This window comes from Roseburia sp. CLA-AA-H209, assembly GCF_020687575.1.
In the GTDB taxonomy this organism is placed as follows: Bacteria; Bacillota; Clostridia; order Lachnospirales; family Lachnospiraceae; genus Roseburia_C; species Roseburia_C amylophila.
The window spans coordinates 42,655-69,270 of sequence record NZ_JAJEQU010000005.1 but is presented as its reverse complement, the minus strand read 5'-3'; the positions used below and the strand labels follow the sequence as shown (position 1 = coordinate 69,270).

The window sequence follows — 26,616 nt, the reverse complement described above, 5'->3', positions numbered from 1 at the left end:
TATGGCAGGCGTTTATATGTAGGTATCCGTGATCTCCGGAGTTTTTGATTGTGACCTTATATATCAAAAATTCCAAATTTAAGGAGATTACGGAAATGAAAAAACTTACAGTAAGCGAGCAGGAAGAATTATTTGCACAGGATTGTAAACTCATTAACCTTCGGTATGAGTATAGTGGTTTCACTGGGACGGAAAAATGGGCGATTGTAACGGAACTGTCCGAAGAAGCATTGTGGGATAAGTACCCTGATGTCATCAGCAGGTATATGCCGTTTATCCTTCTGTCAATGGCTCAGGGGGAAGTGATTAGTGAATCACATAGAAATAATGATAAATATGAAAAGCGCAGCAAAAGGACAATAGATGTGTACGGATACGAAGATGATATTTTTGAGCAGTTCCATCCGAAATCTATCGCACCGTTTATTGATCCGTTTGATAAAGCGGAGGAGGAACAGATCGAGGAAGAAAAAGAAAAGCTGCGGCAGTTAGAACTTTCTAAGGTAAGGCAAGCGTTAAGTATGCTGCAACCTGTTCAAAGGGAGCGCCTTCTTAAATCCGTCTTGCTTGGGATTAGTTCAAGAAAAATTGCAAAAGAGGAGGGCATAAATTATAGCTCCGTAGACAAGTCAATCGCTGCCGCAATAAAAAATTTCAAAAAATTTTATGAAAATCTCTGATTTTGGGTGTGCATTTCGCACCCCTTTGTCCAAATGAGTGAAGGGGTATTTCTATTCCGGATATGAAATGCGCTTTCAAAACTCAATGAACAGAGAGGTTATACATAGAATGAAGAAAACAGAAATCAGGCGTGGAGATATATTTTCCTACGATTTTGGCACAAGAATCGGCTCTATCCAATCAGGTGTAAGACCTGTGCTGGTAATTCAGGCAGACAATTTCAATGCGAATGCGCCTACTGTTATTGTTGCGTCCATTACGAGTGTAATAAAAAAGAGGTATTTGCCGTCCCACATTATTTTAGGCGAGGATTTTGGTCTGACGAAGCCTTCAATGGTGTTGCTTGAGCAAATACAGACTGTGAATAAAGATGATTTGACAGAGTATATTGGCTTTGTTGATGATGAGCGCCTTTGGAGACAGATTAACGCAGCCTTGAAAAAAACATTCGGTCTATGGCTTTACAACACTGACAGGATCGGCGACATTCGCTGCCTGTGTCCTAAATGCTTAAACGACTATTTTTGCAATCCGAACTATGTTGTCAGACGCCTTGATCCTTTCGCTAAAAGTAAAGGCACTTGTGATAAGTGCAATGATAGAGGTTGGGATTATATCGTTTATGACAAACGCACCTCTTTCAAAGGGAAAGGGGTATAGGGATGTCGCAAAACAGGGAAAGGAAACGGAAGTTTGACATTCCTATATGGTGTAAGGCAAATCTGTCGATTGAAGAAGCCGCAGCCTATTCCGGTATCGGAATGGCGAAACTTTATGAGATGACAGAAAGTGAGGATTGCCCATTTGTCTTATGGATAGGTAGCCGGAGAATGATTAAGCGAAAAGTTTTTGATGAGTATATAGAGCGGCAATACTCAATTTAATGAAAAAGTCAAGCCTGCGATGAGCCGATTCGCATAATTGGCTTATCGCAGGACATTGGCTATGCTGTAACTACCAAAAGCAAGGAGGTACAGCAATATGCTCAACAAAAAGAACGATCCGGATATGTCGAGAGTCCCGTTGTGGAAGAAAATGAATTTGACGGTGGAAGAAGCCGCCGAATACTCAGGAATAGGCGTATCTAAAATTAAAGAAATTTCAAATCAAAAAAACTGTCCCTTTGTCCTATGGAATGGAACAAAGCGGTTGATTAAAAGAAAACAATTCGAGGATTATCTCGAAACACAATATTCCGTCTGAGAGGAGGACAAGCTAATGGATAATAAACTGACTGAAACAGGCAGTTCCAACAGGCGTGTAGCTACTGTTCCAATTTGGGTAAAACCTTATTTGACGATAGAAGAAGCGGCAGAGTATACGGGAATAGGCAGGGATAAGCTTTATGAAATGACGAGCCTTGCCGATTGTCCGTTTGTGCTGTGGGTAGGCAATCGGAGAATGATTAAGCGCAGGATTTTTGATGAATACATTGAGCAAATGTATTCAATATGATGGAGGTTGTATGGACGAAAAAATTTTAGCTTACAGAAGTGAACTCCAAAAGAGGTCGGAAAACATACCATTTTGGACGAGAACGATTTTAACCGTTGAGGAAGCTGCCGCATACACCGGAATCGGAAGGGCAAAAATCCGTCAAATCATTTCACAAGGGAATTGCCCTTTCACGGTAAATAACGGCACACAAATCTGTGTGATCCGAGAAGCGTTCATTGATTATCTTGATAAGCAGTTTCGCATATAGGAGGAGAGAGAATTATGCCGAGAACAAAAAGAAAAGACAAGTCGAGAGCCGTGCTTCGGACAGGCGAATCACAAAGGGCTGACGGAACTTATCAATTCCGGTGGACTGACAGTAATCATAAGAGGTTTTGCGTATATGCCAAGACGCTTGATGAATTGCGCTATAAGGAAGAACAGATTAAAAAGGATAAGAGCGATGGCATTAAAACCGAAGCCCGATATACGACGGTCAACGAGGTCTATGAGCTTTGGAAGGAGCTGAAGCGAGGGCTGAAGAACAACACCTTTGAGAATTATAAATATATGTATGAAACCTTTGTCCGTCATCAAATAGGCTCAAAGACAGTTTCATCGTTGAAAAAAACAGACATAAAGAGGTTTTATAATTACCTTACAGACGAGCGCCAGTTAAAACCTTCGACCATTGACAGTATCCATACGGTTTTACATCAGATTTTGGATATGGCTGTTGACGATGATTACATAAGGAATAATCCGTCAGATAATGTACTTAGAGAGTTGAAGCAAGCACATTGCTTTAAGACAGAAAAGCGCAGAGCTTTAACCCGTCCCGAACAGGAGTTGCTTTTAAGCTATTTGAAAAATACTCCCACCGCACAATATTGGTATCCAATCTTTGCGGTTTTGGTAGGAACAGGGCTTCGAGTCGGAGAACTTACCGGATTAAGATGGTGTGATGTCGATCTGGAGAACGGTGTTATTGATGTAAATCATACTTTGGTTTACTATGACCACCGCACCGATGGAAGCAAAAAAGGCTGCTATTTTAATGTCAATACGCCGAAAACTCCGGCTGGAAAAAGAAAAGTGCCAATGCTCAGTTTTGTGAAAGAGGCAATTATAATGGAAAAGGAAAGGCAGGAGCTGCTCGATCTTCATTGTACCGCTACCATTGACGGATACACAGATTTCATTTTTATCAATCGCTTCGGAAATCCGCAACATCAGGGAACACTGAATAAAGCAATCCGCCGCATAATTCGTGACTGTAACGATGAGCAGTTTTTGAAGAACGAAAATCCCGAAGTGCTACTTCCGCATTTTAGCTGCCATTCATTAAGACATACATTTACAACGAGAATGTGCGAAGCGGGCGTGAATGTTAAGGTGATTCAAGACACGCTTGGTCATAAGGATATTTCAACAACGCTCAATATCTATACCGATGTGACGAAGGAGCTTAGGCAGTCTGAGTTTGAAGGTCTTGACTCATATTTCAAAAGCGAGTATAATGAAGTGTCTAACGAATAAGTGGCATTTCTTGAGCGAGGATAAAAGCTTCTACACCATTTACACCAATTTATACTCCAATCCCCCGAAAAACTACACGAATTTATAGGGATATGGCGATTCAGGAAGAAACCCCGTTTAGACCTGTTATGAGATATGAGGAGGTTTAGGAGAGATTGAAAAGATGGTTGCTTTCGTCCCGACAATGAAGTCATTGGATAAAAAAGACCAATAAAATCAAGGGTTTGCGGACTTCCAACTTGTATGGTACGACAGGAGTACGACAAAATAACCTATCTTAAAGGGTTAAAACAAACGATTTTAAATTAAAATCGAGTCAGTTCAAGTTCATATTTTGTACTATAAGGACATTTTTCTAAAAGAAATTTTAGAGGAATGTCCTTTTTTGTTATGGTCAACGGAACAAAATAAGAAAATGGAGGAAGTCAGTATGAACAGTACAGCGTTAGGAGCAGAAAAAGAAAATATTAACTTTATCAGTGAAGCACATGAGAAATTCTACTATGAAAAAATTCAGAAAGTTAGAGAAGCAGATGTATATCACAAGGCACTTTGCTATTGCATTGGAATGAACGAAGATACACGAAGAAATGTGGATAGAATTTATAATTTCAAGACTGGATGTGTAAAACCGGAGTGCCTGCATGAAGGCTGGCAGACCAGTGGAAGTGCAAAGGTTGTCAGAATGGCATTTAATCTGTATTGCAATGGTACACCGAGCGTGGATGATGAACAGGACACAGAGGAGCAGGTGGATGAGTGCCGGAGATATTCAGTAGAGGATTTGTTCTGCTGTTGCTATGCACCATATTTCTGGCAGGCAATACAGATTCGCTATCCGGAGTATGCCACATACAATAAAAATTTGTATGCAATGTTTGGAGGAAATGATTGATGTTAAAGATTCGGTTGATGGGAACAAAAAATGATATTACATGGTTCAAAAAAATCATGCAGAGACACCCAAAGGTAGAGGTTCTGGAAATGTCAGACCTCTATCCCAACAAGGGAACAGATAAATATTACAGATCGTATGTAGAAGTAAAAAAGAGCAATGTAAAAGAATAATAGTAGAATTTGGAGGAATTTCATCATGTGTAAAGTTATAGTAATCGGAAACCAGAAAGGTGGAGTTGGAAAGACCACCACAACAAGTAATCTAGGTATTGGACTTGCAAAAAAGGGGAAAAAGGTGCTTCTGATAGATGCGGATGCACAGGGAAGCCTGACAGCAAGTTTAGGCTTTCAGGAGCCGGATAAACTGGATGTATCTCTTGCAACCATTATGGCGAATATCATCAATGAAGAAGATATGGAGCCGGATTATGGCATCCTAAAGCATGACGAGGGTGTAGACCTTATGCCCGGCAATATAGAGTTGTCGGGATTGGAAGTATCACTGGTAAATGTCATGAGCAGGGAGCTTGTGCTTCGGACTTATATAGAACAGCAGAAAGAAAGGTATGATTACATTCTGATTGATTGTATGCCTTCCCTTGGCATGATTACCATAAATGCCTTTGCAAGTGCCGACAGCATCCTTATTCCGGTGCAGGCAGCATATCTGCCAGTAAAAGGTCTGGAACAGCTTATAAAGACCATAGGAAAGGTAAAAAGGCAGATCAATCCAAAATTGGAGATTGAAGGTATTCTGCTTACTATGGTTGATAACAGAACGAATTATGCAAAAGACATCAGTGCATTGGTTGTGGAGAATTATGGTAGCAAGGTAAGAATATTTGAAAACAGTATTCCGATGTCGGTAAGAGCTGCGGAGATTTCTGCTGAAGGTGTCAGCATTTATGAGCATGATCCAAATGGAAAAGTAGCGAGTGCCTATCAGTCATTGACAGAGGAGGTGCTTGCAGATGAATAAAACAGGAAGTGCCGCAAAGGTAAAACTGAACAGCTTCGATGATTTATTCGGAGATGGACAGCCACAGGCAGGAATAGAGCAGGTACAGGAAATTGCATTATCAGAACTGCATGAGTTCAAAGGTCACCCATTTAAGGTACTGGACGATGAAAAGATGCAGGAGACGGTGGAGAGTGTCAGAGAGCATGGCGTGCTGATGCCGGGTATTGCAAGACCAAGAGCTGAGGGCGGCTATGAAATTATTGCAGGACATCGCAGGAGACATGCGTGTGAACTGGTAGGACTTGAAACAATGCCGATGTTTATCCGTAATTATACGGATGATGAAGCCACGATTATTATGGTGGACAGCAATATCCAAAGAGAAGATATTCTTCCAAGCGAAAAAGCAAAGGCATACCGCATGAAATATGATGCTATGAAGCATCAGGGAAGCAGAACAGGCGGACTTACTTTGGAAGAACTTGGAGAAGCCGCAGGAGAAAGTGCAAAAACAGTTCAAAGATATATATGGATTTCACGCTTATCGGAACCATTGCTTGATATGGTTGATGCAGGGAAAATAGGCATTATGCAGGCTGTTGACCTTTCATTTTTATCCGAGGATGCACAGCAATGGGTATTGGTTGCCATACAGGACACCAATGCTGTCATAAGCAAACAGCAGAGTGCCATGCTAAAGGAGAGTGACAAAAAGGGAGAACTGACTTTTCCAATGGTGCGTATGCTTCTGGAGAAAGAAAAGCCAGTAGAGCGTAAGGTTGTTATAAAAACGGAACGCATTAACAGTTATTTTCCGGATACATACAGCACAGATGATATAGAAAAAATAATATTTCAGCTATTAGATAACTGGAAGAATACACAGTAGGAAGGAGGAGACGAGAATGGGAGAAATTTTGCAGCTAGATTATTATTACGGAATAGAAGCGGAACAGTTCTCATTCTATCGTGTTCCACGCCTGCTGATAAAGGACGAGAGATTTAAGAAGCTGTCCAGTGATGCTAAATTGTTGTATGGACTTATGCTTGATCGTATGTCGCTGTCTATGAAGAATGAATGGTTTGACGATGAAAATCGTGCATACATCATTTATACCATAGACAGCATTATGGAGGATTTGGGATGCGCTAAGGAAAAAGCTGTTAAGGTATTGGCAGAGCTTGATTCTGTAAAAGGAATTGGTCTGGTAGAAAAGGTTCGCAGAGGACTTGGAAAACCGGATATAATTTATGTGAAAAATTTTGCTTCTATTACTGAACAGATGGACGAAAAAGAGCCAGCAAATGCTGATAAAATCACAGAAGTCGGAAAATCGAACTTCAAGAAGTCAGAAAATCGAACTTCTGGAAGTCAGAAAACCGAACCACAAGAAGTCAGAAAATCGAACTTCCGGAAGTCAGAAAATCAAACCTCTGGAAGTTCGGAAATCAAACCTCAAGAAGTCGGAGAATCGAACCCTAATTATACTAACTATAATCAGACTTATATGAATCAGACTAATTATAACCAGACTGAGTTGAGTTATACCAATCCAATCAATCAATCTGTGACAGAAAAGCCACAAGCTGATGTGATGGATGCGATGGATGATGCACAGTCTTACATAGAACTGATTAAAGAGAATATCAGTTATGATCATCACATGAAGTATGATGGCTATGGGGAAAAGGAACTTTATGACGAATTGTTTGGGATAATCTGTGAAGTGGTATGCGTAAAAAGAAAATCAATCCGGGTTGCAGGAGAGGACTATCCGTATGAACTCGTAAAATCTAGATTTTTGAAACTGAATAGCAGTCATCTTGAGTATGTGATTGGTTGCATGAAAGAGACAATAACGAAGATAACCAATATCAAGTCGTATATGATAACAGCGCTTTATAATGCACCAGCCACGATAAATCATTTCTATCAGCAGGAAGTGCAGCATGATATGTATGGAGGAGGATGGCATGAAAAGGGTATTGTTTAAGGTGATTTTGCCGATGGCATTTATTGTGATCTGGTTGGATATGTGTTACTGGATATGTCTGGGAGAAAACGGTATGAACTGGTTTCAGTTCTGGATTATGGGTGGCTTTCCCTTCGGCATACAAAGGATGCTTGTATTGCTGATACCTCGTAATTTTGGAATAGCCGGGAGCATAGGAGTGTTGGCATTAGACGCAATCATCGGTGGCATGATCGGAGTGATTGCCCTTGCAATAAAAATTATTGCAATCATTAGGGAAGTAATCAATATCATAATGGAACTTGCAGGAAAGAGAATTTCTTGTTGAATAGGAGCAGGTATGAAATGAAAGTTTTTATACCTGCTTATTTTATAACTTCTGATCACAGCGTCCAGAAGTGGAAAGGAACTGATATGGAATCAATGAGAGACACCAAGCGTATCATGGAGCGTGAAATCAAAAAAGGAAGCACACCATTATCTTTTGAACAAATGGAGATTGATACAAATAATTATCAAGAGATTACTTCTGTGGAGAAACTGACACAGGTATTGCAGTACCTTCACAGGGTAGGCAATTACAAGTCTTTAGCGGGAAAAACGGTGATCAATAATGTTTACACTTTTATGCGTGGAAGAACACCGGATTTTACCAGAGCAAGAAGTATATTTGACCGGGAAAAGATATATCATCAGATGCTTCGGCAGGAAAAGAAGATGAAGCCAGTTTATGACGGAGATTGTTATATCGAAACAGCAAAGTGCTATTTTTCATTGCCGGAGGAATGGGAAAAGCATAAAATGATGTATCTGAATAATGATGCGTTTGGTTTTATCCTGTCGAATAAGTATATTTTGGGATTGTATAAATATTGCAGGGAAGCAAGGCGGGATATTGCAATGGAAGCTAATGAAATACCAGAGAATACAAATACAATTATTCAGCGGCTTATAAATATGGATAATCTGGAAGTGTTGTCACATTGTTTGCTGCTTGATGATGTATGGATAGAAAATAATCTGATTGGTGCAAAGATGTACACGATTTTCAAATTAGGAAATTCTTCTCAAAGCACAGCTTTTCTGCTATAATGGGCATTAGCTTATTATGTCTGGAGGAAATGAATATGTGCGATGAAAATATGAATTTAGAAGAACAGGTTACTGAGCCTGTTGAGCCAAAGGTGGAAACAGAACCATTATTTGAGGAAATGGTGGATTTTGATACATTCAGCAAGTCAGATTTCCGTGTTGTAAAAGTAAAAGAATGTAGTGCTGTGAAGAAAAGCAAAAAGCTGTTACATTTTGTTTTAGATGATGGCACAGGAACAGACAGAATTATTCTCTCTGGAATCCATGCATATTATGAACCGGAGGAACTGGTCGGAAAGACATTACTTGCAATTACAAATTTACCACCTAGAAGTATGATGGGAATTGATTCCTGTGGTATGCTTTTATCCGCTGTTCATACAGTAAATGGAGAGGAAAAGCTGAATTTAGTTATGCTGGATGATGCAATTCCGGCAGGTGCAAAGCTCTACTAATTAAAAAGAATATAGAAAAATATACAGCGTTAAGGCAGATATGAGATCGAAAGGTTTTGTATCTGCTTTTTTTATTGCAACAACTTCTGGTCACGGCGTCCAGAAGTGGAAAGGAAAAGGAAATGAACAGAAAAGATGTGAAGAAATTATTGCTTGCTGTTATTGCTGTGGTAATTGTGGCAAAAATAGCAAGAGACATTATGAAAGCGAGAAAGCAGAAAGAAAATATTCCTGCTGATATATTCGAGGATTTTTATGAGGAAGAAATGAACTGGTGGGATAAAGACCTTGAGGAAGGGGAGGAGCAGTAAGTATGGCAATGAAAACACAGCTTCACAGGCTGTTGGTTCCACCCTAAATCAAGTTGGTGCAGATAAGGAAGGAGGTACACCGTGCAGGAGGAAACAACACAGAAAACCATTGCTCTTGCAATCAAGACTTCCAAACTGACCGCAAGCGTGTTACAGAAGGCGATGAAGATGTATCTGGAACACCAGAAGCATAAGGAGCCTTCCCATGGGAAAATCCCGGTAAAAAAGCTGGTCGGTCAGGGAGAGGGTGCAAAGTCCATTGAGGTTACGGATAGCAATATTAAATCCTTTGAGCGTGTTGCAAGGAAATACAATGTCGATTTCGCAGTAAAAAAGGATAAGACCATGGAACCACCCAAGTATCTTGTATTTTTCAAGGGCAAGGATGCCGATGTGATTGCACAGGCATTCAAGGAATTTGTCAAAGTTAATGAGAAAAAACAGCAGCGTCCGTCACTCAGACAGAAACTGAAAGGACTTCAGAAGATTGTTGCACAGAATAAAAATAAGGAGCGCAGCAGAGAGAAAAATAAGGACAAGGGACAGAGCTTATAAGCAAGGTCATTGACGGGATTGTGAAAGATTTGCAGTCAATTCCGAAAACTCTCAAAGAAAAAACAAAAGGGGTAAATAAAAAGCAGCTTGCCCTGAAATGTGCTCCCTATGTGATCTTCGGGTATGTTCTGAATAAGGTTTCATGGCTGTATGGACAGCAGGCAGGTGATAACACCTTACAGAAGGTGTTGGACACAATCAATGGGATTGGAGGTGCGTTCCATAATCCGCTACCAAGTTTTCTGCCGAGGGATTTACTGGTAGGAGTGGGTTGCGGAATTGGATTTCGTATGGTAGTTTATTATAAAGCGAAAAATGCAAAGAAATTCCGGCAGGGAGTGGAGTACGGTTCAGCAAGGTGGGGAACCGCCAAGGATATTGAACCGTATGTTGATCCTGTATTCGAGAACAACGTATTATTAACTGCAACGGAGAGACTTATGATGTCGGGCAGACCAAAACAGCCAAAGTATGCGAGAAATAAAAACATACTTGTAATCGGTGGTTCCGGTTCCGGCAAGACCAGATTTTTTGTTAAGCCGAACCTCATGCAGATGCACAGTTCCTACGTTGTGACTGATCCCAAAGGCACAGTCCTCGTGGAATGTGGCAAAATGCTGTCTAAGAATGATTACCGGATTAAGGTGCTTAATACCATTAACTTTGCAAAATCAATGCATTACAACCCTTTCGCTTACATCCGGAGCGAAAAGGACATTCTGAAACTCGTAAACACAATCATTGTAAATACCAAAGGGGAAGGACAGCAAGCCTCTGAGGATTTCTGGGTGAAAGCCGAAAAGCTCTATTACACGGCACTGATCGCATATATCTGGTACGAAGCACCGGAGGAAGAACAGAATTTTTCCATGCTGATTGATCTGGTGGATGCCAGTGAAGCAAGGGAAGATGATGAAAATTTCAAAAATGCGGTTGACCTGCTGTTTGAGGAGCTGGAGCAGAAGAACCCAAACCATTTTGCGGTAAGGCAGTATAAGAAATATAAACTTGCCGCAGGTGTTGTATGCTCTAAAAGACTTCTTAATCAAGCGGTTGGGAAGTCTCTTAGAACACACAACCTAAAACCGAAGAAAGGAGCGCAAGCTATGAGAAAAAACGAGAAAATCACAGCTCTGTACGAACGACTGAGCCGTGATGACTTTGGCAAAGATGATGACCAACAGCGTGAGAGCAATTCCATTTCCAATCAAAAGGCTATGTTGGAGGAGTTCGCCGCACGGCAGGGCTTTACAAACATTGTCCATTTCACGGACGATGGCATTAGTGGTACTTGCTTTGATCGTCCCGGATTTTTGGCAATGATGAAAGAGGTTGAAGCCGGGAATGTGGAGTATCTGTGTATCAAGGACATGAGCCGCATGGGTCGTGACTATCTGAAAGTCGGTCAGATTATGGAAATCCTGCGTCAGCGTGGCGTTCGCCTTATCGCCATCAATGACGGCGTGGACAGTGCCAGAGGGGACGATGATTTTACCCCTTTCCGCAACATTATGAACGAGTATTATGCCAGAGACACCAGCCGTAAAATCCGTTCCACTTTCCAGTCAAAAGGCAAGTCCGGCAAGCACCTCACAGGCACGGTCATTTACGGCTATCTCTGGAACGAAGCCAGAGACCAATGGTTGGTTGACCCCGAAGCCGCTGATGTGGTCAAGCGCATCTTTGCCATGACGATTGAAGGCTACGGTCCGTATCAGATCGCCAGCAAACTGAAATCGGAAAAGGTGCTTATTCCGTCTGCTTACCTTGCCAAACACGGCGAGGGCGTGAACAAAAACAAGACTTTCAAAGATGTGTACGGCTGGGGTTCTTCCACCATCTGCAACATTCTTGAAAAGCGTGAGTATCTGGGACACACCATCAATTTCAAGACCCGAAAGCACTTCAAGGACAAAAAAAGCCATTATGTCCCGGAGGACGAATGGACGATTTTCGAGAATACCCATGAGCCTATCATTGACCAGCAGACCTTTGACCTTGTGCAGAAAATCCGTGGGAATGTCAGACGCTACCCGGACGGCTGGGGCGAAGCAGCTCCCCTCACAGGCTTGCTTTATTGTGCAGATTGCGGCGGCAAGATGTATGTCCACCGTACTAACAACGGCAAGCGTATTTCTCAATACACCTGCTCACAGTACACCAAAGTTCCTTGCGGAACGTTCTGCAAGACCCAGCACCGTATCAATGAAGATGTGGTACTGTCCCTTGTCTCTGAAATGCTGAAAGCCATTGCCGAGTATGCGAAGCATGACAGAGCCGAGTTTGTCCGTGTGGTGCAGGAAGCGCAGTCCAGCCAGCAGACCACAGAGGTCAGGAAACAGCGGACACGCCTTGCCACCGCAAAGCAGAGAGTTTCCGAGTTGGAAGTCCTGCTCTGCAAAATCTATGAGGACAACATTTTAGGAAAGCTGTCCGACAGCAGATACGCCACTCTGGACGCTCAATACGAAAAGGAACAGTCCGAGCTTACCGCTGAAATCTCTGTTCTGGAAAAGGCTATCAAGAGCTATGAAAAGCACGAAAAGGACGCTGACCGTTTTATCGCTCTGATTGACAAATATGAGAACTTCGACAAGCTGACCATTGCCATGCTCAACGAGTTTATCGAGAAAATCCTTGTGCATGAGCGTGACCGCAAAGGCAGTATACAGACCACACAGGAGGTCGAGATTTACTTCAATTTTGTTGGGCGATTCGTTCCCCCGGCGTTTGGTGAAGTGGAGTTGACCCCAGAAGAATTAGAGGAAATCCGCAAACGTGAGGAACGCAAGGACAGGCTTCATCAGAACTACTTGAAGCGGAAAGCCAGCGGAGCGCAGAAGCGATACGAGGACAAAATCAAGAAGAGAAAAAAGGCGGAAATCGAAGCCAAGAAAGCCGCCATTCGTGCGGAGGACATTGCAAAGGGCGTGTTCGTTCCTGTCAGCAGTTTACCGCAGAGAGAGCCGCAGAAAGGAGCGCAGATAGCATGAATATCACTTACAGTCAGAACGACGATTATCTTATCCCGAACATCGTTATCCGCAAGACCAAGCCCCTCGGACACTACGGCAGACTTCGCAAGGCATATCTGGAAATACACCGCCCGATACTGTTCAATGAGCTGGTGCTATCCGACAAGCTCTTTGAGCATTGCGCCGAGATTGACGAAGCGGCACGAAACCGCATGGAGCTGATTGGGTCAGAGCTGGCGAAGCGAAACGGAGTGACCGAACAACTGAAAGCCGACAACCAAATGGAATGGGTACGACAGATGATCGCTTGCAAGGCACAGACAGAAGCTATCGTGAAGTTTGAGCTGATTTATGATTGACACCGAGAACGCCCGGACGAAAAATGTTCGGGCGTTCAATCACTTGAACAAACTGTAACTTTTTCAAGGAAACCATTGACTAAGGCGCCGAATATGAGTATAATTAGTTTTGCTATTTAGCGACACTAATCAGCAAAACTAAAGCGTGGTGAAGATTATGGATAACAAATATGTGCAACAATTCAAAAAAGGCTCTCTTGAAATGATACTATTATCCTTAATCGGGCGCAGAGAGACCTATGGCTATGAAATAATCACAGAGTTAAATAGCAGTGCATCTGTCTTAGGATATGCAAAAGAGGGAACGATTTACCCTATTCTGTATCGTTTACAGGAAGCAGAACTAATTCAATGTCGTTTAGCACCAGCGGCCGCTAATGGCGGATCAAAAAAATATTACTCCCTTACTCTTAAAGGAAAGGAAGTTTTACAGGAGTTGATTGCGTTTTGGGCCAACTACACGGATTGTGTAAATAGCTTTATCGCCACCTATCAACAAACGGAGGTCTCTGAATGAAGGAGCAATACATAAGGCAGGTTGAAAAGGAATTAAATTTATCACGCAAAGCCAAAACTGAGGTTGTGCGTGACTTGAATGAAATATTTAATTCTGCCGTTGAGCATGGAGAAACTGAACAACAGGTAATCGAAAGGCTTGGAACGCCGCAAGAATTTGCTAACAGCACAGCAGAACAGTTTGGAATTGATAATTCCGTTCCAAAGAAACGGAAATGGATCATTTCAAGTGTCATTTCCCTTGTGATAGCTATTGTTGCTTTTTTAATTTATACTACTGCAAAATCTGGTAAAATGCCGGAAGGAGCAATCGGGCAAGCAGACGCAATGACAAACATTCAGGTTAAGGGTGATTTTATTTTTGATGCTTCTCAAATTATTTTATTGGTTGGCATAATCGCTTTTGCATTTGCCACAATTCAGATTATCAGAACCGTCCACAACAATAGGAGGTAACTATGAAAAGATTTATTTCGGTAATTGCAATTTTGCTTATATTGTCATTGACTGCTTGCTCCACCCAAAAAACACCATCCAGAGATACAGGAGATGCAAGCAATTCGCAATCTGAAGGAATTATTAGGCTTGATGAGGGAGAATGGCCAGTCAATGAATATACTGAGGGACTTCCCGTTCCAACTGGCACAGTTGCATGGGCTATGCTTGATACAGACCATGGAAATTGCAGTATCAGTATTTCAGGCATAGAAAAAAATGACTATGATAACTACATGGAACTTTTGATGCAAAATGGCTTTTCCGTAGTTGAGGATGTGTCAGAGAAAATCAAAGGAGAGAACTATGTTTCTGTCGGAACGCTTCTATCAAATGGAGAAAAAGGTTTAAGTATCAGCTACATACCTGATAGTTTAACGATTTATGTTACATTTGAAAAATGAGAGTGTGCAATAAACGGCAAAGCAAAAACCCTTTAGGAACTAAAGGGCGCACTTCTATACTCTCCTATCGAGAGTATCGTGCGTCCTGCGGAGCTTCATTCTCTGTCAGCAAAAAACTGCATGACCTCGAATGTTGCGTCACTTCGTTCCGTCAAGGTGGCTACACCCCCTTGCGCCGCTAAAGCGGCTATCCCCTGTGGACTTGCCGTCCGCAAACAGCATAAAATGCTGTTCGCCGCCAGCAAGTTTGAAAAACGAATACCGAAAATCAGACCGTTGACCTGCGTCGTGTGCGCACAAAGTCAGCGGTCTTTTTTATCATCAAACTCAAAAAAGGAGGTCAATCACAATGGCAAAACCGAAAACTCTTGACCAGCTCCGAGCCGAAAAGGAACGAGCGGAGACGCAGCTTGCACAGGAACAGCACAAGCTCAACCGTCTTGAGAACAGAAAGAAGTATCTGGAGAAAGGCGAAAGGCAGAAACGCACCCACCGCCTTTGCAATCTGGGCGGCACGGTTGAGAGCCTTGCCCCGGAGATCAAAGATCTCACACGCACCGAAATGACAGAGCTGATGGAACACATCTTTTCCCTGTCCGAAGTCCAGCGAGCTGTCCGTCACATGGCGATTACCCACATCAGCCAAGCAAACAGAGAAAGGGAGTTGAAAGCCGATGGCACTATTTCACCTGAGCGTCACGCAGACTAAGCGAAGCGCAGGACAGTCCGCTATTGCTTCTGCCGCCTACCGTGCCGGGGAGCGATTGTATAGCGAGTATTACGGCGAGTACAGCGACTACACCCGCAAGGGCGGCGTGATCTGCTCCGGCATTCTCCTGCCGTCCCATGCACCGCCAGAATACGCAGACCGCCAGACCCTATGGAACGCCGTGGAAAAAGCCGAGCGTGGAAAGAACGCCCAGCTTACATACAGCTTTGACATTGCCTTGCAGAATGAATTTTCCCTTGAGGAAAACATCGCTCTTGCAAGGCAATTTTTGTTGGAGAACTTTGTGAGCCGGGGCATGGTGGTTGACTTCGCCGTACACCAGCCAGACCGGGAGGACGGAGGCATACCAAACCCGCATTTTCATGTGCTTTGCCCCATCCGCCCCATCGAGCAGAACGGCAAATGGGGACTAAAGCAACGCCGGGTGTATGAGCTGGACGAGGACGGCAACCGTATCCGAGACGCAGACGGAAAGTTTGTGTTCAACGCCGTTCCCACTACCGACTGGGGCAGTCCCGAAACGCTGGAACATTGGCGGCAGACATGGGCGGAGCTATGCAATGGCAAGTTTGCGGAAAAGGGGCTTGACGTTCGTATCGACCACCGAAGCTATGAGCGTCAGGGCGTGGAGCTTCTTCCCACCGTCCATGAGGGCGCAACCGTCCGGGCAATGGAGAAGAAAGGCATACGCACCGAGAAAGGTGAGTTCAACCGCTGGATCAGAGCCACCAATGCCGTTATCCGGGACATCAAGAAGAAAATCGCTCTCCTGTTCGATTGGATTGCCGAAGCAAAAGCGGAGCTTGCCAAGCCGCAGGCACCAAACCTTGTTTCTCTGCTGAACGCCTATTACACCAGCCGCAGAGCCGGGGCTTATTCGCAGAAAGGCAAGGTCAGCAACCTAAAGGAGATGAACGAAACTTTCAATTATCTCCGGGCAAACGGCATTTATTCCCTTGAAGATTTGGAACACCGTGTCAGCGAACACAGTGCTGCCACAGAGAGCTTGAAGAAAACGCTGGACGAACAGACCGCCCGAATGAAAGCAATTAAGCAGCTCTATGACAGCTCCGCTGCTTTCCAGAGCTTGAAGCCTGTCTATGACGGCTTGCAGAAAATCAAGTTTGAGAAGCCCAGAGCCAAGTACAAGGCAGAGCATGAAACGGAACTGAAACAGTTCTACGCCGCCAGACGAAAGCTGACCGGGGAGTTCCCAGACGGCAAGGTGGATATGAAAAAGCTGACCGAAGAGTATGACGAGCTGGAACAGGCGCACAACACCACCTATGGCGAGTTTAAGACCGTCAGAGACGATTTACACCGTCTTTGGAAGGTCAAGTCATGCGTAGATACTGCCGCCCGTTTTAACGAGCGTACAGAGGAACAAAAGCTCCAAAATCGACCTCAAACACGACAGAAAAAGGAGGAACTATCCCGATGAATTACACCCAAGCACAGATTGACCGGGCAAACGCCGTCAGTCTGGAAGATTTTCTCCGCACACAGGGAGAGACACTTATCAAAAGCGGACGAGAATACCGCTGGAAAGAACATGACAGCCTGACCGTCCGGGGAAACAAGTGGTTTCGACACAGCCAGAGCAAGGGCGGCTATCCCATTGATTTTGTCATGGAGTTTTACGGCAAGTCCTTTCCCGAAGCTGTCCAGCTCCTGACCGGCGAAAGCGGCGAAGGACAGACCGAAGCCACCACAGCACCGCCCACAGCGTTCCACTTGCCCTTGCACAACCGAACAGCCGACAGAGCAATTCAATATCTTTGCGAAAGCCGAGGTCTCAACCCGAAACTGGTTGAGGCTTTTCTTCTTTCCGGGGATATTTACGAGGACGCAAAGCGGCACAATGTTGTCTTTGTTGGCAGAGACCGAAGCGGTACGCCGAGATACGCCCATGTGCGAGGAACGGCAGACCCATTCAGACAGGATATTACCGGGTCTGACAAGTCCTATCCGTTCCGCTATGAGGGAAACGGCAACCAGCTTTTTGTTTTTGAAGCGCCGATTGACCTTTTGTCCTTTATCTGCCTTTATCCGCAGGATTGGCAGAAAAGAAATTATCTTGCCCTGGGCGGCGTTTCGGGCAAAGCCCTTGACCGTTTTCTTTCTGAACGCAAGGACACCCGAAAAGTGTTCCTCTGCCTTGACAGCGACACCGCAGGAAGCGAAGCCTGTACCCGACTGGCACAGTCCATTCCCGGCGAGATCGCCGTCATTCGCCTTGTCCCGGCAAGGAAAGACTGGAACGATGTTCTCCGTCAGCAAGGGGACATTCCCAGCCGCAAATTCATAGCCGAGACAATCACGCTGCGAGAGCTGCCCACCGCCCAGCCTGTTCCCATGCTCCGCATGGCAGATGTGGAGCTGACGAGCGTGGATTGGCTATGGTTTCCCTATATCCCCTTTGGAAAGCTGACGATTATACAGGGCAACCCCGGCGAGGGCAAGACCTACTTTGCCATGCGTCTTGCGGCGGCTTGCACCAACCGAAAGCCTTTACCCGGTATGGAGACCCTTGAGCCTTTCAACATCATCTACCAGACCGCAGAGGACGGTCTGGGCGATACCGTCAAGCCCCGACTGATGGAAGCGGAAGCAGACCTTGAAAGAGTGCTTGTCATTGACGATAGGGACACACCGCTGACCCTTGCCGATGAGCGTATAGCAAGGGCAATCCGGGAAAACAACGCAAGGCTTGTTATCATTGACCCGGTACAGGCGTTTCTGGGCGCAGATGTGGACATGAACAGAGCAAACGAGGTGCGCCCGATATTCCGCAGTTTGGGAGACATTGCACAGGCTACCGGGTGCGCTATCGTGCTGATCGGACACCTGAACAAAGCCGCAGGAACGCAAAGCACCTATCGGGGATTAGGGTCTATCGACATCACGGCGGCAGTCCGCAGTCTGCTCTTTATCGGCAAGCTGAAAGACAGTCCCACGACGAGGGTGCTTATCCATGAGAAAAGCTCCCTTGCGCCGCCCGGACAGTCCCTTGCTTTTTCTCTGGGAGACGAGAAAGGGTTTGAATGGATAGGTGCTTATGACATTACCGCCGATGAACTGCTTGCCGGAACGGACACAGCCAAGACGGAAAGCAAGACCGCACAGGCAGAAATGCTGATACTGGAACTGCTGGCAAACGGAAAGAAAATGCCAAGTGCAGAGCTGGAAAAAGCGGTCAATGACCGAGGGATTTCCTCACGCACCATGCGAACGGCGAAAAGCCGTATCGGAGACAGGCTCATAACCGAGAAAGACGGCACAGCATGGGTTTGCTATCTCCGAAACTGACACAGGAACAAGGCAAGCGTGGCAAAGACGGCAAGGTGTTTATAGATACCTTAATGTTGCCGCCTTGCCTTGTTCCCTCATACTGACACCGCCCGACGATGAACAGTCACCGGGCATTTTTCATTTACAGGAGGATTTTGAATGAACAATACCGCAACCAACACCGCCACTTGCCCGACTGTCAGAAAGCAGATCGGCAAGACAACCTATATCGTGCGTGTGCATTTCAGCCAGACCGCCAAGGAGACGATGGAGGACAAAATCAAGCGTCTGCTGCGTGAGGAAGTCCGCAGAATGTGACTTCTTTGTGAATTTGATGAAAAAGTCCTTGACTTTTCGTCTCTGGAAAGACAGCAAAATCTATTTTGATTAGCTGTGGTGCAAGGTTGGCACCATTTGACATCAAGGAGCTGCGTGACCTGACTGCTTATGATGAACTGGAGCTTGATACATTGGGTGAGAAAAAGACAGCACTGTTTGTCATTATCTCCGATACCGATGCGACATTCAATTTCATTGTAAGTATCATGTATTCGCAGTTATTCAATCTGCTTTGTGACAAGGCAGATGATGTATATAACGGAAGACTGCCGATTCACGTTCGGTGCTTACTGGACGAGTTTGCAAACATCGGGCAGATTCCACAGTTTGAGAAGCTGATAGCGACCATAAGGTCGAGAGAAATATCAGCTTCTATTATTTTGCAGTCAAAGTCACAGCTCAAGGCTCTGTACCGGGACAACGCTTCCACGATTGAAGGAAACTGCGACACTACCCTGTTTCTGGGAGGAAAAGAGAAAGATACTCTGAAAGACTTGGCAGAAATCCTTGGAAAAGAAACAATTGACCTTTATAATACCTCGGATACGAGAGGTACGAGCCAGTCCTACGGTCTGAATTATCAAAAGACCGGAAAGGAGTTAATGAGTCAGGACGAGATTGCGGTTATGGATGGCAGCAAGTGTATCATGCAGCTTAGAGGTGTGAGACCATTTTTCTCAGATAAATTTGATATAACGAAGCATAAGCAGTACCCGCTGTTATCCGATTATGACAAAAAGAATGAATTTGACATTGAAAAATACGTCAAGAACCGCAACAGACTCCGCTTTAAGAGGAATGATGTGGTGGATGAGGTATGCGATGTCGGAGAAATCACAGCTTAACTTCTGGACATTGTGACCAGAAGTTGTTTTACAACTGAATATGGAACTTATGATATGGGAGCTTTTCTAAAAATTATAATTCAGAGAAGCTCCCTTTTTATTTTTTGAAAAAGGAGACAAATAAATGGGCTTTTTTACAACATCAGTAACAGGACTTAAAACAGTAGTAACCGCAATCGGCGCAGGTGTAGGCGTATGGGGAGTTATCAATCTTCTCGAAGGATACGGAAATGATAATCCCGGTGCAAAATCACAGGGAATCAAGCAGCTTATGAGTGGCGGTGGCATCATCATTGTGGCACAGACGGTAATCCCACAGCTTACCACACTGTTCTCATAATTCATGGGCGGGATCATTGATAAGATTACTGAATTCATAAAGGAACTGTTGCAGGGATGGGTGTTGACAAACTTTGAAACCATGTTTACCGATGTCAATGACAAGGTAGGCACGATTGCAGGGGAGGTCAGCAAAACTCCTAGCACTTGGAACTCCGGTATTTTTGACATGATAAAAACCCTGTCCGATAACGTGATGATTCCCATAGCGGGAATGATCATCAGTTTTGTACTCGTCTACGAGCTTATTTCCATGGTTATTGACAAGAATAATCTGCATGACTTCAATACGGCAATTTTTATCCGTTTTTTTATGAAAGCGTGTATTGCAGTCATGCTTCTTAGCAAGACTTTTGACATTGTAATGGCGGTATTTGATGTGGGAAGCCACATCGTCAATTCCGCAGCGGCAGCAATCAGCGGGGAAACCAGTATTGATGTTTCAAGTACGCTGCAGACGATGTTCAATGAGCAGTTTTCGGAGATGAGCATAGGCGAGCTGTTAGGACTGGGGATGGAGACCATGATCGTCAGTTTATGTATGAAAATCATGTCAGTCCTGATCACCGTCATTCTTTATGGGCGAATGATTGAAATATATCTTTATGTATCAGTAGCACCTGTTCCCTGTGCAACCGTAACCAACCGGGAATGGGGAACGATAGGAACTAATTATTTTAAGGGACTTTGTGCATTGGCATTTCAGGGCTTTTTTATGATGGTGTGCGTCGCAATCTATGCGGTGCTGGTGGCAGGTGTGGCAGTAGCCGACAACCTGCATACGGCACTCTGGTCGGTGGCAGCATATACTGTGATTTTATGTTTTTCCCTGTTTAAGACAGGTTCGCTGTCAAAATCTATCTGGAATGCGCACTAAGGGAGGAACGACATGGCAATATCTGTGCAGGTGCCAAAAGATTTGTCCGGTATCAAGACAAAAGTGGCACTGAACTTGACAAAGAGACAGATCATCTGTTTCAGCGGTGCGGCAGTAGCAGGGATACCCTTGTATTTTTTAACCAAGGGACTGATCGGAACATCAGCCGCATCACTTCTTATGATGGGAGCAATGCTTCCGTTCTTCTTTTTTGCGATGTATGAGAAAAACGGGTTTCCGGCGGAGAAGATTTTGTATTTTATGCTCCGGCAGAAGATACTCACACCGGGCATAAGACCATACCGGTCAGAGAACTTATACAAGCAGTTGGAAGAAAAAGAAAAATTACGAAGGGAGGTTCGTTATCTTGAAGAAAAAGCAAAAGGCAGAACCGGAAAGCCGCAGAAAAAGCAGTTATCAGGGCAATAGCAGGAACAACAGTAAAAGTGGCGGTCTTACCTTTTCAGAAAAGAAGCGTCTTATACAGTTAAAGCATATTTTATCGGGAAAGAGCATTGAGAAAGAAAAGCCGACTACCGCACAAAGGACGATCACTTTTGAAAAGATGTTCCGTGACGGTATCTGTCAGGTCAGCCACCGTTATTATACAAAGATGGTGGAATTTTTTGATATAAACTATGAGCTTCTGGAAGTGGATGACCAGGCGGACATACTGGCACAGTACAGTAAGCTCATCAATTATTTTGATCCGTCTGTGAAGTTTGAACTGGTGCTTTTCAACAGGCAGGTCAACGAGCAGATGCTTACGGAACAGTTTGACATTCCGTGGCAGGAGGATGATTTTAACGATATTCGTGAAGAATACACGGAGATGTTAAAGAAACAGGCGGCAAAGGGGAATAACGGTATTATCAAGTCAAAATACCTGATCTTTGGTGTGGAAAGCAATGGCTATAAGGAAGCAAAGAGCCGCCTTAACAACATTGAAAAAGATGTCATACGGAACTTAAACAACATAGGAACCCTTGCGAGGGGACTGGACGGAAAGGAAAGACTGCGCATCCTGCATGAATATTTTAATCAGGATACGATGGAGCCTTTCCGTTTTTCATTTAAGGATTTGGCAGAATCCGGTAAGTCGGTCAAGGACTATATTGCACCGCCGGGATTTGATTTCCGCTATCCGAACCGCTTTAAGTCGGGGAATATGAATGGCTGTGTGTCCTATCTGGATATTATCGCACCGAAGTTTACGGACGAGCTGATCAAGCAGCTTCTTGACATTGATGCAAACCTTACTATCTCCATGCACATGCAGACGGAAGATCCGGTAAAGGCAATCAAGAAGTTAAAAGCGGTCATTTCCAATATCCAGAAGATGAAGATTGAAGAGCAGAAAAAGGCAGTCCGGAGCGGCTACGATATGGATATTCTTCCAACGGATATTGTGACCTATGAAAAGGACACGCTGGAATTTCTCGATGACCTGAATACGAGCAACCAGAAGATGATCAACATGACATTTCTCATTACCTGTTATGGCAGAACCAAGCGGGAACTGGAGAGCTTAATGCAGAGGGTGTCCGGTATTATTCAGCAGGCAAACTGTGACCTTAGATGTTTACAGTATTTACAGGAGCAGGGCCTTATGGCATCTGCACCGATTGGGTGCAATGAAACCGGAATTGAGCGTACCCTTTCCACAAAGAGTACCGCAATCTTAGTACCATTCTGCACACAGGAATTGTTTATGCCTGCACCGGCAATCTATTACGGATTAAATGCACTCAGCAACAACATGATTATGGCAGACCGCAAAAGGCTCCGTACACCAAACGGAGTTATCTTAGGTACTCCCGGAAGTGGTAAGAGTTTTAGTGCAAAGCGTGAGATTTTAAGCTGTTTTCTTATCACAAAGGACGATATTATCATCTGCGATCCGGAGGGAGAGTATTTTGCTCTTGTGGCAGCACTACATGGACAGGTGGTAAAACTTGCCACCAATTCCAAAGACTATCTGAACCCTATGGATATACAGTTATCCCATAAGGGGGATAAGGAAGCGTTAAAGCTGAAATCCGATTTTATTATTACTCTGTGTGACCTGATTGCAGGCGGCAAGGATGGATTGCAGAACGATGAAAAAGGTATCATCGACGAGTGTATCCGTCATATTTATGATAAGTATTTTGAAAATCCGGTGCCGGAAAATATGCCGCTGCTGGAAGATTTATATGATGCCCTGTTAGCACACAAAAATCCAAAGGCGGAGCGTATCGCAAACAGCCTTGTGCTGTATGTGCATGGTTCACAGAATTACTTCAACCACCATACCAATGTGGACAGCGGCAACCGTATCATGTGCTTTGACATCAGAGACTTGGGAAATCAGTTGAAAGAGCTGGGTATGTTAATCGTGCAGGATGCGGTTTGGAACAGGGTATCGCAGAACAGGGAGCGAAAGATTGCTACCCGTTATTACTGTGATGAGTTCCACCTTCTTCTGAAGGAGAAGCAGACAGCTATTTATTCCGTGGAAATCTGGAAGCGTTTCAGAAAATGGGGCGGTATTCCGACAGGTTTGACGCAGAACGTGGGCGATTTTCTTCGTTCTGAGGAGATTGAAGGTATTTTGGGTAACAGCGATTTTGTGTATCTGTTAAATCAGAATGCCAAAGATCAGGCAATTCTCGCTGATAAACTGGGACTATCTGATAAGCAGCTTTCCTATGTCACCAACTCCGAGCCGGGAAGTGGTCTGATACTGTTTGACAATGTGGTAATTCCATTTGTAGACAAATATCCGACAGACACCAAGACTTACAGAATTATGAATACCAAGCCGGAGGAATCGGTGCAGAAGGAGGACGCAGTATAAAATGGCAGAAAAAAGACAGAAGAAGCAGGCAGTAAAGGCATTTGAAAAAGAGACATTTTCCAAGGATAAGGAAGTGACTGGAGCAAAACACACAGAACACAGGCAGGATAACACCTTTCCTACGGAAAATCATTTTCATGCCAATGAGAAGCCTGTGAGCAATCTGCCACGGGATGCGAACCATGGCAGTGATACAAAAAATGTAACTTCTGGTCACAATGTCCAAAAGTCGGAAACTGGAGCAGAGAGAAAAACGGGCAATAAAAAGAAATATTACCGTCAGTTGCAACAGCAACAGAACACTTCTGGTCACAATGTCCAGAAGTCAGAAGCCGATGCGGAAAAGGCATTCTTAAAGGAAAACAGTTTCATGCAGAAGGAACAGCCGGGGGATTCTGACAGCACGATGGAAAATGAGGTTCATGTCAGGGACACCTACCAACGGTCTGAGGAAAAAGGAAAATATCACAAAAGGCGTGTGCAGAGAGAACACGCACACAGAGAGCGTGCAAAGTCAGAAAATGCAAAGCAGTCCGATTATGGAGATCTTCAGATAAAGGACGCCACATTTTCGCAGGGGCAGGCGGACGAATTTACAGACCAAAAAGTACAGAAGGCTTTTGATAAGTCGGAAAAGAACCGCCGAAAGTTGCAGAAAGCAAAGGACAAGATGCCGACAAAGCGGCAGTATGAGATGAAGCGTGTCTTTGATGAACAGACCGGAAAAGCAAAGTATGTTGTGGTTCCGGTGGATGTGGAGAAGCCATTTAAACCGGATGGACTGGGAAAAACTGCGGTTCACAAGCTCCAGACCGAAAATATGTATTTTGTGCATCGCAAGATTGCAGAGACAGAAAAGGATAATTCTGCTGTGGAGGGCGCACACAAGACGGAACAGCGAGCCGAGGATATTTACCACTATATGAAGTATCACCGCAAGAGCAAGGCACAGAGAAAGCGTGACCGCTTAGAGCGATTGCACAAAAAACAGGTTACAGCGGATATGAAGCTGGAGTATGAGAAATTCATCAGTGAAAATCCACATCTAAAGGGCAACAGTCCAAAGAAGCAGTTGCAAAGGCAGCTACAGAAACAGCGCATCAAGCGTGAGTATGCCAAGGCAAGGCGGGTAGGAGCAGAAGCCAAGACTGCAAAGGAAACATTTACAAAGACAGCCAATGCTGCAACCGGGATTGCAAAGAAGTTACAGGAAATTGCCACGAAAAATAAAACACTGATTATCACAGTGGGTATTTTTGCACTTCTGCTCATTATGATCATGTCGGCACTATCAAGCTGCGGTTCCATGTTTACCGGAACTGTGACAACAACGATGGCAAGCACATATCTTAGCCTTCCGGCAGAGATTGATGCAGCAGATTTATCTTTTACAGAAAAGGAAATGGAACTGCAAAATAAGATTGACCGGATTGAAACTGATTATCCGGGATATGATGAATACGATTATAACCTTGGTGCAATCGGGCATGATCCGTACACACTGATCAGTTATCTTTCCGCAGTCCATACGGAATTTACTGCCGCAGGAATAGAGAGTGAGATTCAGGAATTATTTGATGCCATGTATTCACTTACTACCGAGGAAGTAGAGGAAACACGGACAAGGACAGTCACAAAGACCGGAACCAGAATAGTAACAAATCCGGACGGGACTACCCGTACCGAGGAATACGAGTATGAGGAGGAAGAAGAATATACCGTAACAATTCTTCGTGTCACACTTACGGTCACACCGCTTGAGAGCATTGTAGCCGGACGCATGGACAGCGAACAGACGGAAATTTTTGGAGCCTATACGGAGACAAAAGGCGGCTTACAGGTCTTTGCTTCTCCGGTTGATTATTACTGGTATTACTATATCAGCAGTTATTATGGCTACCGGAAAAATCCAAACACCGGAGCCGAGGAGCTTCACAGGGGTGTGGATATAGCGGTGCCGACAGGAACGTTTGTATATGCGGCACATGATGGAACGGTAACAGAAGCAACTTACGATTCCTATTATGGAAATTATGTGGTGATTACGGACAGTAAGGGATATACCACAAAATATGCCCACATGGACAGCTTAAATGTGTCCGCAGGGCAGAGTGTAAAAAAAGGTGACAATATAGGCAAAAGCGGAAATACAGGAAGCAGTACCGGAAGCCACCTTCATATCGAATGTCTGTATAACGGGGAATATTATAACCCGTTATTTTATTTTGAAGCAGGAGAACAGACCATTTATGGAGAAACAACGGGCGGCACCGGAGGAGGAACCAGCAATGTGATACCGCCGGAATCCTATGATGATGCAACCGTACAGACGCTTATGCGTGAAGCAAACAGGTATCTGGGAATGCCATATACTTTTGGCGGCACAGCTCCGGCTAGTTTTGACTGTTCCGGTTTTGTATGCTGGGTATTTTCAAACAGCGGCGTACATAACCTGCCAAGAACCACAGCACAGGGCATTTATGACCAGTGTACTCCGGTATCAGCGGCAGATGCAAAGGCAGGGGACATTATATTTTTTACAGGAACCTACAATGCAGGACGTCCGGTTACACACGTTGGTATCTACTGTGGAAACGGTACGATGGTGCATTGCGGTGATCCAATTCAGTACACATCAATCAATACTTCTTACTGGCAGAGCCATTTCTATGGTTTTGGAAGATTGAATTAGCGAAGGGAGGAATT

Annotated in this window: 31 protein-coding genes and 1 pseudogene; all 32 read left to right on the top strand. The window is 44.3% G+C overall.

The features are described 5' to 3' along the window. Positions 1-95 precede the first annotated feature (95 nt). The 32 genes and pseudogenes from LKD41_RS06260 to LKD41_RS06105 all read left to right on the top strand — a co-directional run bounded on the left by LKD41_RS06260 (position 96) and on the right by LKD41_RS06105 (position 26,602). Positions 96-680: a sigma factor-like helix-turn-helix DNA-binding protein gene (locus LKD41_RS06260; protein WP_227700733.1), complete on the top strand. Its 585-nt coding sequence runs from the start codon at positions 96-98 to the stop codon at positions 678-680. A 109-nt stretch (positions 681-789) separates the two neighbouring features. Next, complete coding sequence (locus LKD41_RS06255) at positions 790-1,341, top strand: type II toxin-antitoxin system PemK/MazF family toxin (protein ID WP_227700732.1); 552 nt, start codon at positions 790-792, stop codon at positions 1,339-1,341. A gap of 2 nt (positions 1,342-1,343) precedes the next feature. Continuing rightward, entirely contained in the window at positions 1,344-1,565 is a 222-nt protein-coding gene (locus LKD41_RS06250; RefSeq protein ID WP_015518028.1) for an excisionase, read from the top strand. A 97-nt stretch (positions 1,566-1,662) separates the two neighbouring features. Then, positions 1,663-1,884, top strand: a complete 222-nt coding sequence (locus LKD41_RS06245; protein ID WP_015518029.1) for an excisionase — start codon at positions 1,663-1,665, stop codon at positions 1,882-1,884. Positions 1,885-1,899: 15 nt separating this feature from the next. Next, positions 1,900-2,136, top strand: coding sequence for an excisionase (locus LKD41_RS06240; RefSeq protein ID WP_227700731.1), 237 nt, complete (start codon positions 1,900-1,902; stop codon positions 2,134-2,136). A 10-nt stretch (positions 2,137-2,146) separates the two neighbouring features. Then, a complete protein-coding gene (locus tag LKD41_RS06235; protein WP_227700730.1) occupies positions 2,147-2,386 on the top strand; it encodes an excisionase in 240 nt (79 codons plus the stop codon). Between the two features lie 14 nt (positions 2,387-2,400). Further along, positions 2,401-3,657, top strand: a complete 1,257-nt coding sequence (locus LKD41_RS06230; RefSeq protein WP_227700729.1) for a tyrosine-type recombinase/integrase — start codon at positions 2,401-2,403, stop codon at positions 3,655-3,657. A gap of 430 nt (positions 3,658-4,087) precedes the next feature. Next, positions 4,088-4,552 (top strand): DUF6075 family protein, encoded by a 465-nt coding sequence (locus tag LKD41_RS06225; RefSeq protein ID WP_044999289.1) that lies wholly within the window; start codon positions 4,088-4,090, stop codon positions 4,550-4,552. Then, positions 4,552-4,725, top strand: a complete 174-nt coding sequence (locus LKD41_RS06220; RefSeq protein ID WP_006858014.1) for a hypothetical protein — start codon at positions 4,552-4,554, stop codon at positions 4,723-4,725. The genes LKD41_RS06225 and LKD41_RS06220 overlap by 1 nt, the downstream gene beginning before the upstream one ends. A gap of 25 nt (positions 4,726-4,750) precedes the next feature. Next, entirely contained in the window at positions 4,751-5,533 is a 783-nt protein-coding gene (locus tag LKD41_RS06215; RefSeq protein WP_158436725.1) for a ParA family protein, read from the top strand. Continuing rightward, entirely contained in the window at positions 5,526-6,404 is an 879-nt protein-coding gene (locus tag LKD41_RS06210) for a ParB/RepB/Spo0J family partition protein (protein WP_227700728.1), read from the top strand. Before LKD41_RS06215 ends, LKD41_RS06210 begins: the two co-directional genes overlap by 8 nt. A gap of 16 nt (positions 6,405-6,420) precedes the next feature. Then, complete coding sequence (locus tag LKD41_RS06205; protein ID WP_227700727.1) at positions 6,421-7,509, top strand: DUF6017 domain-containing protein; 1,089 nt, start codon at positions 6,421-6,423, stop codon at positions 7,507-7,509. Next, a complete protein-coding gene (locus LKD41_RS06200) occupies positions 7,490-7,816 on the top strand; it encodes a DUF6050 family protein (protein ID WP_227700726.1) in 327 nt (108 codons plus the stop codon). Before LKD41_RS06205 ends, LKD41_RS06200 begins: the two co-directional genes overlap by 20 nt. A gap of 17 nt (positions 7,817-7,833) precedes the next feature. Next, entirely contained in the window at positions 7,834-8,580 is a 747-nt protein-coding gene (locus tag LKD41_RS06195; protein WP_227700725.1) for a hypothetical protein, read from the top strand. A gap of 35 nt (positions 8,581-8,615) precedes the next feature. Continuing rightward, entirely contained in the window at positions 8,616-9,035 is a 420-nt protein-coding gene (locus tag LKD41_RS06190; protein ID WP_085980127.1) for a methionyl-tRNA formyltransferase, read from the top strand. Between the two features lie 122 nt (positions 9,036-9,157). Further along, positions 9,158-9,346, top strand: a complete 189-nt coding sequence (locus tag LKD41_RS06185; RefSeq protein ID WP_044999310.1) for a hypothetical protein — start codon at positions 9,158-9,160, stop codon at positions 9,344-9,346. Between the two features lie 81 nt (positions 9,347-9,427). Further along, a complete protein-coding gene (locus tag LKD41_RS06180) occupies positions 9,428-9,901 on the top strand; it encodes a PcfB family protein (protein ID WP_055261068.1) in 474 nt (157 codons plus the stop codon). Positions 9,902-9,930: 29 nt separating this feature from the next. Then, positions 9,931-12,894, top strand: coding sequence for a DUF4368 domain-containing protein (locus LKD41_RS15955; protein ID WP_227700724.1), 2,964 nt, complete (start codon positions 9,931-9,933; stop codon positions 12,892-12,894). Further along, positions 12,891-13,235, top strand: coding sequence for a TnpV protein (locus tag LKD41_RS06170; RefSeq protein WP_227700723.1), 345 nt, complete (start codon positions 12,891-12,893; stop codon positions 13,233-13,235). Before LKD41_RS15955 ends, LKD41_RS06170 begins: the two co-directional genes overlap by 4 nt. 157 nt (positions 13,236-13,392) lie before the next feature. Further along, positions 13,393-13,752, top strand: a complete 360-nt coding sequence (locus LKD41_RS06165) for a PadR family transcriptional regulator (RefSeq protein WP_227700722.1) — start codon at positions 13,393-13,395, stop codon at positions 13,750-13,752. Then, positions 13,749-14,207 (top strand): HAAS signaling domain-containing protein, encoded by a 459-nt coding sequence (locus tag LKD41_RS06160; protein ID WP_227700721.1) that lies wholly within the window; start codon positions 13,749-13,751, stop codon positions 14,205-14,207. The genes LKD41_RS06165 and LKD41_RS06160 overlap by 4 nt, the downstream gene beginning before the upstream one ends. Before the next feature lie 2 nt (positions 14,208-14,209). Further along, the gene (locus LKD41_RS06155) at positions 14,210-14,650 is read left to right on the top strand and encodes a DUF6591 domain-containing protein (protein WP_227700720.1); all 441 of its coding nucleotides are present in this window, start codon (positions 14,210-14,212) and stop codon (positions 14,648-14,650) included. Positions 14,651-14,999: 349 nt separating this feature from the next. Next, positions 15,000-15,359: a DUF3847 domain-containing protein gene (locus tag LKD41_RS06150; RefSeq protein WP_227700719.1), complete on the top strand. Its 360-nt coding sequence runs from the start codon at positions 15,000-15,002 to the stop codon at positions 15,357-15,359. Then, positions 15,325-16,821 (top strand): MobQ family relaxase, encoded by a 1,497-nt coding sequence (gene mobQ, locus LKD41_RS06145; protein WP_227700718.1) that lies wholly within the window; start codon positions 15,325-15,327, stop codon positions 16,819-16,821. Before LKD41_RS06150 ends, mobQ begins: the two co-directional genes overlap by 35 nt. Continuing rightward, positions 16,818-18,689 (top strand): AAA family ATPase, encoded by a 1,872-nt coding sequence (locus tag LKD41_RS06140; protein ID WP_227700717.1) that lies wholly within the window; start codon positions 16,818-16,820, stop codon positions 18,687-18,689. Before mobQ ends, LKD41_RS06140 begins: the two co-directional genes overlap by 4 nt. 141 nt (positions 18,690-18,830) lie before the next feature. Then, the gene (locus LKD41_RS06135; protein ID WP_003500132.1) at positions 18,831-18,989 is read left to right on the top strand and encodes a transposon-encoded TnpW family protein; all 159 of its coding nucleotides are present in this window, start codon (positions 18,831-18,833) and stop codon (positions 18,987-18,989) included. A 41-nt stretch (positions 18,990-19,030) separates the two neighbouring features. Further along, positions 19,031-19,855, top strand: a pseudogene (locus LKD41_RS06130) (VirD4-like conjugal transfer protein, CD1115 family); the annotation flags it as partial. A 124-nt stretch (positions 19,856-19,979) separates the two neighbouring features. Beyond that, entirely contained in the window at positions 19,980-20,195 is a 216-nt protein-coding gene (locus LKD41_RS06125; protein WP_118656865.1) for a Maff2 family mobile element protein, read from the top strand. Between the two features lie 3 nt (positions 20,196-20,198). Continuing rightward, positions 20,199-21,071 carry a VirB6/TrbL-like conjugal transfer protein, CD1112 family gene (locus LKD41_RS06120; protein WP_055264206.1) on the top strand — a complete coding sequence of 291 codons (873 nt, stop codon included), beginning with the start codon at positions 20,199-20,201 and terminating at the stop codon, positions 21,069-21,071. A gap of 12 nt (positions 21,072-21,083) precedes the next feature. Continuing rightward, positions 21,084-21,500: a PrgI family protein gene (locus LKD41_RS06115; protein WP_227700716.1), complete on the top strand. Its 417-nt coding sequence runs from the start codon at positions 21,084-21,086 to the stop codon at positions 21,498-21,500. Then, the gene (locus LKD41_RS06110; protein WP_227700715.1) at positions 21,439-23,910 is read left to right on the top strand and encodes a VirB4-like conjugal transfer ATPase, CD1110 family; all 2,472 of its coding nucleotides are present in this window, start codon (positions 21,439-21,441) and stop codon (positions 23,908-23,910) included. The genes LKD41_RS06115 and LKD41_RS06110 overlap by 62 nt, the downstream gene beginning before the upstream one ends. Before the next feature lies 1 nt (position 23,911). Continuing rightward, the gene (locus tag LKD41_RS06105) at positions 23,912-26,602 is read left to right on the top strand and encodes a CD1108 family mobile element protein (protein WP_227700714.1); all 2,691 of its coding nucleotides are present in this window, start codon (positions 23,912-23,914) and stop codon (positions 26,600-26,602) included. Positions 26,603-26,616 lie beyond the last annotated feature (14 nt).